4 protein-coding genes are annotated in these 2,313 nt (G+C 50.2%); all 4 read right to left on the bottom strand.

What is annotated here, in order from left to right; all coding sequences use genetic code 11:
• Positions 1–127: 127 nt before the first annotated feature.
• Genes PROVALCAL_RS07360 through PROVALCAL_RS07345 form a run of 4 tightly spaced genes read right to left on the bottom strand, consistent with a single transcriptional unit; the run spans position 128 to position 2,296 of the window.
• Complete coding sequence (locus tag PROVALCAL_RS07360; RefSeq protein ID WP_006658548.1) at positions 128–484, bottom strand: head-tail joining protein; 357 nt, start codon at positions 482–484, stop codon at positions 128–130.
• A complete protein-coding gene (gene gpFI, locus PROVALCAL_RS07355) occupies positions 477–857 on the bottom strand; it encodes a DNA-packaging protein FI (protein WP_006658547.1) in 381 nt (126 codons plus the stop codon). The genes PROVALCAL_RS07360 and gpFI overlap by 8 nt, the downstream gene beginning before the upstream one ends.
• A 45-nt stretch (positions 858–902) precedes the next feature.
• Positions 903–1,931, bottom strand: a complete 1,029-nt coding sequence (locus tag PROVALCAL_RS07350; protein WP_039861751.1) for a major capsid protein — start codon at positions 1,929–1,931, stop codon at positions 903–905.
• Between the two features lie 26 nt (positions 1,932–1,957).
• Positions 1,958–2,296: a head decoration protein gene (locus tag PROVALCAL_RS07345; RefSeq protein ID WP_039861752.1), complete on the bottom strand. Its 339-nt coding sequence runs from the start codon at positions 2,294–2,296 to the stop codon at positions 1,958–1,960.
• Between the last annotated feature and the right edge of the window lie 17 nt (positions 2,297–2,313).

Genomic DNA, 2,313 nt, shown 5'->3' with positions numbered 1-2,313 from the left:
ACGCGGTTCGCTTTAACGCGCGCGAATACGCTAATCGGTATTGATGTTGTGTTGCCCCAACCTGCTCCACTATCTGACGCAAGGCATCCACATCAATATCAAACAATAAATGACGCGTTGTCATCACTTACCCCCATTCAGGCGTGACATACGCATGACCCGGTTTCCCTCTGGCTAACGTTAAATAACAATACCCATTATCATCCGGCTCACGGGTCACCACCCAATATGTCTGCCCCCCAATATCAACGCGAGCCTTGGGTTTCATGCCAGCAATATCGGACGACTTCACAAATAAACGAGGCGCCACATCCTGGATCTGTCCCGCTTGACGTTTCAACTGCACATCGGCAACCGGCTCATCTAACACCCCGCGAAGGGGAATTTTTCGCCCGGCAATCTCAATCCAACATTGCCGTCCTAAGTGTTGTAAAATAGCGTTGTCGGCTTTTGCCATGGCGCGATCAAACGGATTGTCACGCATCGTCGTACTCACTCACCACAGCCAGCCCCGCATTCACCAATTCATTGACGCGATACGCCTCAATGAAAACACGTTGACCGGTTACCGTCAGTTGCGATTGAGGAAAGCCCGATCCATTGAGTGCCACGAGATGGCAAGACGCCAACATTCTGACCCACACCCCATCGCCCTTTGTCGGCACAGGCTCGTTTTTTTGTGATGTGACGCCCTTCAATTCGGAGGAGTTCGCTTCTGTAGACGGTAAAGATGCCGCTTCCTCTTCCCACTCCATCAATCGTTGCTCCAACTCCGCTTGCGTACCGGACGTATCCACATCACGCCCCAATATTTTTGCCAACGATTTTAAGCGCGTGATCATTTGTGCTTTAGTCATGCGATATCCCCTTACATAAAAATCGGCGGGTTTCCCCGCCGTCCTTTACTTAACCTGAACCACCACAAATGCATCCGGATCCGGTAAAACCATCAACGGCGCGGATTGCGTCATGGTAAATTCACAGCTTGGATCCCCGGTGACTTCCCAGTGTTTTGGATAACGCACGGCGGATGTAATGCCTTCACTCAGCGCTTGAGAATCTTGGATAGCCCCGTAGCAGCGAATACCATTCACGTCTGTATTCCCTAAAATCAATGTCCCTTCCGGCAGATAACGTTGAGTCTCGCCGTGTTCATCGACATAGGTCGTCTTGGCGACCACTATCGCTAAGTCGCCGTAATAACCTTTGAATGACACCACTGCCCCCAAATCCTTGGTCGCGGTTTCTAACTCAGATGTAGAGCCACGGCGCGTATCCAGCTTTTCACGGAACAATTTAAAACTGTTCAATAAACGCCACACCGAGCCATCCATGATGGCAATATTGACCGTCCCCGAAGCCAAATCACAGTACGCATCTAAGTCATAGGTCGGGTCAAAGGTCTCCGTGTTTTGTTGCGACCACTCTGCCCCGCCAGTTTGGGTGATAGTGTTTTTGGCTGAACGACCAAAATCCACCTCCACCGTCTCAAACTGCTCTCCCGCCATCGTGTAACGCCCATTTAACACCGCCGACACCGCCTGCATCTCTTCCACTTGCACAATCGCGTGCTCTTCTTGTTTCAAGTTATCGGTCAAAATGCGTAAACGGCGATAAGCTGGATCATTCAAACGCGCAGGATCTTCCCCCGGTAAACGCTCAACCGCCTGCTGGTAATCAAAACGATGCTTGGGCTTCACGTATCCCGGGCGCAGTACTCGTGTTTCACCACCACGGTGACGAAGCACCTTACCTTCAATGATGGGAGAGACATACGCCGCAATCGGTGTTTTTCCAGTGATTTTGTCCAGCATCACCTCTGGGGTATCAAACGTAATTGTGCGCTTAAAAAACAGCTCTAAAAATAGCGCACGAAATTTCACTTTCTCTTCGGTATAGGTCAGTAATTGACGGGTTGAAAATAATCCCATGTCTCTTTTTTCCTTTAATCTCAACATTAACGATGGCTGATTGCACACCCAATGAACGCATTGGCTTTTTTGACGGCATCCACCGAGTCAGGCCAGTGCAATGCACCGGTCGCAAACGTCCCACTTTTGTAGTACGTCAAATGGGCTTCATTACCGGTTAATGCCAAGGCTAAAATGCCCACCGCTGTGCCGGCTTTTTGTCCATCCCACACCACTAATTTGCCCGTAGCATCATCTAACATCAGCGGGGTTAATTCAGGGGTGGCAGTGGCAATACCATTGACGCCCTGTGCCGTATGCGCAGTATCACTGCCGGCAAAAATGTGCACCTCGGCACGTTGTTCAACATGAGTTTGTTTTGTCATGTGTTGTCCTATCACTC

The organism is Providencia alcalifaciens DSM 30120, from assembly GCF_000173415.1.
GTDB lineage: Bacteria > Pseudomonadota > Gammaproteobacteria > Enterobacterales > Enterobacteriaceae > Providencia > Providencia alcalifaciens.
Note: the sequence above shows the minus strand (reverse complement) of the source record. Positions and strands in the feature narration are given on the sequence as shown.